We start from the raw sequence: 6,569 nt of genomic DNA on the forward strand, positions 1-6,569 counted from the left end.
CGCGTGGAGCCCGAAAAAGGGCTCCACGCGCGCGTGCCGTTCGTCCGGGACCGGCGAGGGGTCTCAGCCCACGTCAGCCCACATCAGCCCACGAACGCCTCGCACACCGCGTCGTACTCCCGTGTCCACCACACCGCCAGCGCGGAGGCCGCGGGGAACTGGGAGTCGGCCCTGGTGTCCCCGCGTTCGTAGTGCCAGCGCAGTATCCAGAAGTCGTTCAGGCGCTCCCACCACACCCGGTGCACGGCGGCCGAGAGTTCGGCCGGGGTGGCCCGTGCGGAGCGGCGGTACGCGCGGGCGTAGGCCCGTACCTTCGGCAGGTCGAGCGTGCCGGCGGGGCGTACGAAGAAGATCACGGCGGCCCGCACCGCCTCCTCGGCCTGCGGCTGGACGCCGAGCCGGTCCCAGTCGACGATCGCGGCGGGGGCACTTCCTTTGTAGAGCACGTTGAAGGGGTGGAAGTCCCCGTGCACCCAGCCCACCGAGCCGCCCCGCGGGGGCAGCCGGTCCGCGTGCCGTTCCAGCAGGGTGCGCCGCTCCAGGAGGCGGTGCCGGGCCAGTTCGTCGAAGGTGTCGGCGGGTCGGTGGCGGCGTACCCGGGCGAGCAGGTCGTCGATGAGCGCGAAGGTGTCCACGGGGTCGGCGCTGTCGGCCCGCTCCTCGGACTCCCGTGGGGGCATCACCTGTTCCAGGGACGCGTGGACGACCCCCAGGAGGGCGCCGAGGCGGCGGCACTGCTCGGGGGTGAGCTGGGCGCCGCCGCGGTGGCGCCCGTCGATCCAGGGGTGCAGGGCGTACGCGTGGCCACCGATCACGGCGACCGTGCGGCCGTCCTTCCCGGTCAGCGGCGGGGCCACCGGGACGCCCAGGTCGGCGAGCCGCTGGGTGGCGCGGTGCTGGCGGGCGATGGCCGCGGGGTCGGCCGTCTCGGGGTCGAAGTGGTGCTTGAGGAAGTACCGGCCCCGGGTGGTGGCGAGCCGGTAGCCGCGGTTGAGCAGCCCCTGGTCGACGGGTTTGCAGGCCAGCGGTGCCCCGGCGGCGTACCGGCGCAGCAGGGCGCCCAGCGGGGGTGCGGGGGAGGGAGCGGGTGAAACAGATGAGCGCGGCACGCGCCAGATGTTAGGGCACCGGAGGGACCCTCCGTATCGTTCTCATTACTTATTGTGCTCGTTCGGGTGCTCCAGGGCGACGCCCAGGGAGTGCACGGTGGCCATGCTGGGCGCGATCTCCAGGTAGACGGCCTCGAAGGGGCTGCCGTCCACGCGCAGCGGGCCGGGGCCGAAGCGTGCGAGCAGGGCGTCGGTCGGTTCGGCGCTCTCGCACCATCCGACGACCTGGACCGACCAGCGCTCCGTGCCCGCGGGGGCGGAGGCCAGGTTGTCCGCGCCGTACGCGACGACACTGCCCGCGCACACCCGGTGGTGCCCGTGGCCCCCGTGCATCCTCAGCAGGAGCCGGTCGCCCACGACGACATGGCGGGCCGGTGCCAGGAAGGGCAGTGCGCGCACGCTGGCCGCCACCCGGCCGTACGCGACGCGGCCGAGCAGGCCGGCGGCGAGGTGCTGGTCGGTCGGCATGCCCCCAATCTGCGGGAGCCGGGGGCGGCGGGAGAAGGGGCGCCGGGCCCCTGTGCGAGGGCCGTAGGTCCCGTTCCCGGCCGCGAGATTCCCCCCCCGCGAGGGTTCACGTCACGAAGCTCCCGCCGCGGGGTTGCCCGCCGCGGGGCTCCCGCCGTGCCGCGGCCTCAGCTCACTGCTGGCGGCCCGCCTGCATCCGGGCCACGTAGGCGGCGGCCTGCGCGCGCCGCTCCATGCCGAGCTTGGCCAGCAGGCTGGAGACGTAGTTCTTGATGGTCTTCTCCGCCAGGTGCAGTCGCTCGCCGATCACGCGATTGGTGAGCCCCTCGCCGATCAGATCGAGGATCCTGCGCTCCTGGTCGGTGAGCTTGGCGAGCCTGGCGTCCCCCTTGGGGCTTCCTCCGTCGCGCAGCCGCTCCAGGACGCGGGCGGTCGCCTCCGGGTCGAGCAGGGACTTGCCGGCCGCCACGTCCCGGATCGCCGAGAGCAGTTCGTCGCCGCGGATCGCCTTGAGCGCGTAGCCCGAGGCGCCCGCCATGATCGCGTCGAAGAGGGCCTCGTCGTCGGCGTAGGAGGTCAGCATCAGGCACTTGATCGACTCGTCCTTGGAGCGGATCTCACGGCAGACCTCCACCCCGCTGCCGTCCGGCAGCCGCACGTCCAGCACCGCGACGTCAGGGCGCGTGGCCGGAATGCGCGCCAGCGCGTCGGCCGCCGTACCGGCCTCGCCGACCACCTCGATGTCGTCCTCCATCGAGAGCAGCTCATGGACTCCCCGGCGGACCACCTCATGGTCGTCGAGAAGAAAAACAGTGATTTTTCCCTCTTCGCGCACGGAGTCAGTCTCACACACGATCTTTCCGCTTGCGCCAGTCGAGCCCTTCCCGTCCCCGGGGTGACCGGGATAACGTGCCGGTGTTCCGGCCCCCTGCCAGGCTGTTACCAGTGCTGTGACCAGCGACTGTTCCCGACGTGTGCGAACTAGTTGGAAGTCCGAGTGAAAAGTACTTGGAACTCCGAACAAAAACGCAGGTCAGGAGGGGTTTCACAGAATTGTGAAGCACTGGGTAACGTGCTTGTTGCAGGGCGCTCGCCGGGGCACCTGTCACGCCTGTTCCCGGCCGAGGGCACCCACCCCGTGCACGGGTACGAGGACCAGGCGAGCCGCTCCCCCGGTTCTCGACGAGCTGGGGGAACCCCAGTTCCCGGCAACCCCGGGGGCCGGACCGACGGAGGAGCACACGTGACCGTGGAGAGCACTGCCGCGCGCAAGCCGCGACGCAGCGCCGGTACAAAGCGCACCGCTGCGAAGAAGCCGCCGGGCGCCCAGCCGGACCTCGTACAGCTGCTGACCCCCGAGGGGAAGCGCGTCAAGAATGGCGAATATGACGCGTACGTAGCCGACATCACCCCCGAAGAGCTGCGCGGCCTGTACCGCGACATGGTGCTCACCCGGCGGTTCGACGCCGAGGCCACCTCCCTGCAGCGCCAGGGCGAGCTGGGCCTGTGGGCCTCGCTGCTCGGCCAGGAGGCCGCCCAGATCGGCTCCGGGCGGGCCACCCGCGAGGACGACTACGTCTTCCCGACCTACCGCGAGCACGGCGTCGCCTGGTGCCGCGGCGTCGACCCGGCCAACCTGCTCGGCATGTTCCGAGGCGTGAACAACGGCGGCTGGGACCCGAACAGCAACAACTTCCACCTGTACACGATCGTCATCGGCTCGCAGACGCTGCACGCCACCGGCTACGCCATGGGCGTCGCCAAGGACGGCGCCGACTCGGCCGTGATCGCGTACTTCGGGGACGGCGCCTCCAGCCAGGGCGACGTCGCTGAATCGTTCACCTTCTCCGCGGTCTACAACGCGCCCGTCGTGTTCTTCTGCCAGAACAACCAGTGGGCGATCTCCGAGCCCACCGAGCGCCAGACCCGCGTCCCGCTCTACCAGCGCGCGCAGGGGTACGGCTTCCCGGGCGTCCGCGTCGACGGCAACGACGTCCTGGCCTGCCTCGCCGTCACGAAGTGGGCGCTGGAGCGGGCCCGCCGGGGCGAGGGGCCGACCCTCGTCGAGGCGTACACCTACCGCATGGGCGCCCACACCACCTCCGACGACCCGACCAAGTACCGGGCCGACGAGGAGCGCGAGGCCTGGGAGGCGAAGGACCCGATCCTGCGCCTGCGCACGTACCTGGAGGCCTCAAACCACGCGGACGAGGGATTCTTCGCGGAACTCGAAGCCGAGAGCGAGGCGTTGGGCAAACGAGTACGCGAAGTCGTCCGTGCCATGCCGGACCCGGACCGCTTCGCCATCTTCGAGAACGCGTACGCGGACGGGCACGCGCTCGTCGACGAGGAGCGGGCCCAGTTCGCCGCCTACCAGGCGTCGTTCGCCGATGAAGGGGAGGGCATTCAGCGATGACAGCGGAAAAGATGGCGCTGGCCAAGGCGATCAACGAATCGCTGCGCACGGCCCTCGACGCGGACCCCAAGGTCCTGATCATGGGCGAGGACGTCGGCAAGCTCGGCGGAGTGTTCCGGGTGACCGACGGCCTGCAGAAGGACTTCGGCGAGGACCGGGTCATCGACACCCCGCTCGCCGAGTCGGGCATCGTCGGCACCGCGATCGGCCTCGCGCTGCGCGGCTACCGCCCGGTCGTGGAGATCCAGTTCGACGGCTTCGTCTTCCCGGCGTACGACCAGATCGTCACGCAGCTCGCGAAGATGCACGCGCGGGCGCTCGGCAAGATCAAGCTCCCCGTCGTCATCCGCATCCCGTACGGCGGCGGCATCGGCGCGGTCGAGCACCACTCCGAGTCCCCCGAGGCGCTCTTCGCGCACGTGGCGGGCCTGAAGGTGGTCTCTCCTTCGAACGCGGGCGACGCCTACTGGATGATGCAGCAGGCCATCCACAGCGACGACCCGGTGATCTTCTTCGAGCCGAAGCGGCGCTACTGGGACAAGTCCGAGGTGGACCGCGAGGCGATCCCCTTCCCGCTGCACAAGGCGCGCGTGGTCCGCGAGGGCACCGATCTGACGCTGGCCGCGTACGGGCCGATGGTGAAGGTCTGCCAGGAGGCCGCGGCGGCTGCGGCGGAAGAGGGCAAGTCCCTCGAAGTGCTGGACCTGCGGTCGATGTCCCCGATCGACTTCGACGCCGTCCAGGCCTCGGTCGAGAAGACCCGCCGCCTGGTCGTGGTGCACGAGGCGCCGGTGTTCCTCGGGACGGGCGCGGAGATCGCGGCCCGGATCACCGAGCGGAGCTTCTACCACCTGGAGGCACCGGTGCTCAGGGTCGGCGGCTATCACGCCCCGTATCCGCCGGCCCGCCTGGAGGACGAGTACCTGCCGGGCCTGGACCGGGTGCTCGACGCCGTCGACCGCTCGCTGGCGTACTGAGGAGAAGGTCGTGACGACGATGACTGAAACGGCCTCGGGGCTGCGCGAGTTCAAGATGCCCGATGTGGGCGAGGGCCTGACCGAGGCGGAGATCCTCAAGTGGTACGTCCAGCCCGGTGACACGGTCACCGACGGGCAGGTGGTCTGCGAGGTCGAGACCGCCAAGGCCGCCGTCGAGCTGCCGATCCCCTACGACGGAGTGGTGCACGAGCTGCGCTTCCCCGAGGGGACGACGGTGGACGTCGGCCAGGTGATCATCGCGGTGCAGGTGGGCGGCGGGGCGGCTCCGGCTGCTTCGCCCGCTCCGGCCGCGGCCGTGACGGCTCCGGTGACCCCTGCGCCGGCGGCTCCGGCCGCGACTCCGGCCCTCGCGGCTTCCGCGCAGGCCGAGTCCGAGCCGGAAGGCCGCAAGCCGGTCCTCGTCGGGTACGGGGTCTCGGTGGCCTCCACCAAGCGCCGCCCCCGCCGGGGCGTGCCGGCCCAGCAGCCGGAAGCGGCAGCCGCGGCCGAGGCGGTCCAGAAGGAGCTGAACGGACACGCGGCCCCCGCGGCCCGTCCGCTCGCCAAGCCTCCCGTGCGCAAGCTGGCCAAGGACCTCGGGGTGGATCTGGCGGCGGTCACGCCCTCCGGTCCGGACGGGATCATCACCCGCGAGGACGTGCACGCGGCGGTGGCCCCCGCCCCGGCCCCCGCTCCGGCCTCCGTCGAGGAGCCCGCGGTCACCGCGGCGCCCGCGACGGCACCGGCTCCCGTCGGTGCTCCGGCCACGGCCCCGCTCGCCCCGCCCGCCTCGTACGACGGCGTGCGGGAGACCCGTGTCCCGGTCAAGGGTGTCCGTAAGGCGATCGCCGCCGCGATGGTCGGCTCGGCGTTCACCGCGCCGCATGTCACCGAGTTCGTCACGGTCGACGTGACGCGCACGATGAAGCTGGTCGAGGAGCTCAAGCAGGACAAGGACATGCAGGGGCTGCGGGTGAACCCGCTGCTGCTGATCTCCAAGGCTCTGCTGGTCGCCATCAAGCGCCATCCGGACGTGAACGCCGCATGGGACGAGGCCAACCAGGAGATCGTGCGGAAGCACTATGTGAACCTGGGCATCGCGGCGGCCACGCCGCGCGGTCTGATCGTGCCGAACATCAAGGACGCGCACGCCAAGACGCTGCCGGAGCTCGCCGAGGCGCTGGGCGAGCTGGTCGGCACGGCCCGTGAGGGGCGTACGTCGCCGGCGGCCATGCAGGGCGGGACGGTGACGATCACCAACGTCGGGGTGTTCGGGGTCGACACGGGTACGCCGATCCTCAACCCCGGTGAGTCCGCGATCCTCGCCGTCGGGTCCATCAAGTTGCAGCCGTGGGTCCACAAGGGGAAGGTCAAGGCTCGGCAGGTCACGACCCTTGCGCTGTCCTTCGACCATCGGCTGGTCGACGGGGAGCTGGGGTCGAAGGTGCTCGCGGATGTGGCGGCGGTTCTTGAACAGCCGAAGCGGTTGATCACTTGGGGGTAGGGGTTCTGCTGCGGGCCGGTGGGGGCCGGCCGCGCAGTTCCCCGCGCCCCTGAAGGGCAAAAGACTGCGCCGTTCCGCGCGCCCCTTTTCAGGGG

The 6,569-nt window shown here is 71.2% G+C and carries 6 protein-coding genes; 3 read left to right on the plus strand and 3 right to left on the minus strand.

The annotated features are described in order from the left end of the window. Nucleotides 1–83 precede the first annotated feature (83 nt). The 3 genes from ACFWGJ_RS40220 to ACFWGJ_RS40230 form a co-directional block, all read right to left on the minus strand. The gene (locus ACFWGJ_RS40220; RefSeq protein WP_387333912.1) at nt 84–1,109 is read right to left on the minus strand and encodes a phosphotransferase; all 1,026 of its coding nucleotides are present in this window, start codon (nt 1,107–1,109) and stop codon (nt 84–86) included. A 45-nt stretch (nt 1,110–1,154) separates the two neighbouring features. Further along, entirely contained in the window at nt 1,155–1,577 is a 423-nt protein-coding gene (locus tag ACFWGJ_RS40225) for a pyridoxamine 5'-phosphate oxidase family protein (RefSeq protein ID WP_387333913.1), read from the minus strand. A 172-nt stretch (nt 1,578–1,749) separates the two neighbouring features. Next, nucleotides 1,750–2,412 carry a response regulator transcription factor gene (locus ACFWGJ_RS40230; RefSeq protein ID WP_267028235.1) on the minus strand — a complete coding sequence of 221 codons (663 nt, stop codon included), beginning with the start codon at nt 2,410–2,412 and terminating at the stop codon, nt 1,750–1,752. Nucleotides 2,413–2,820: 408 nt separating this feature from the next. Between ACFWGJ_RS40230 and pdhA the strand changes: the two genes are divergently transcribed. The 3 genes from pdhA to ACFWGJ_RS40245 are packed head-to-tail and all read left to right on the plus strand — an operon-like array spanning nt 2,821 to nt 6,474. Then, nucleotides 2,821–3,993, plus strand: a complete 1,173-nt coding sequence (gene pdhA / locus ACFWGJ_RS40235; RefSeq protein WP_387333914.1) for a pyruvate dehydrogenase (acetyl-transferring) E1 component subunit alpha — start codon at nt 2,821–2,823, stop codon at nt 3,991–3,993. After that, nucleotides 3,990–4,970, plus strand: coding sequence for an alpha-ketoacid dehydrogenase subunit beta (locus tag ACFWGJ_RS40240; protein ID WP_387333915.1), 981 nt, complete (start codon nt 3,990–3,992; stop codon nt 4,968–4,970). The genes pdhA and ACFWGJ_RS40240 overlap by 4 nt, the downstream gene beginning before the upstream one ends. Before the next feature lie 10 nt (nt 4,971–4,980). Further along, the gene (locus ACFWGJ_RS40245) at nt 4,981–6,474 is read left to right on the plus strand and encodes a dihydrolipoamide acetyltransferase family protein (protein ID WP_387333916.1); all 1,494 of its coding nucleotides are present in this window, start codon (nt 4,981–4,983) and stop codon (nt 6,472–6,474) included. The last annotated feature ends 95 nt before the right edge of the window (nt 6,475–6,569 follow it).

Source organism: Streptomyces sp. NPDC060205 (assembly GCF_042728395.1).
Taxonomy (GTDB): Bacteria; Actinomycetota; Actinomycetes; order Streptomycetales; family Streptomycetaceae; genus Streptomyces.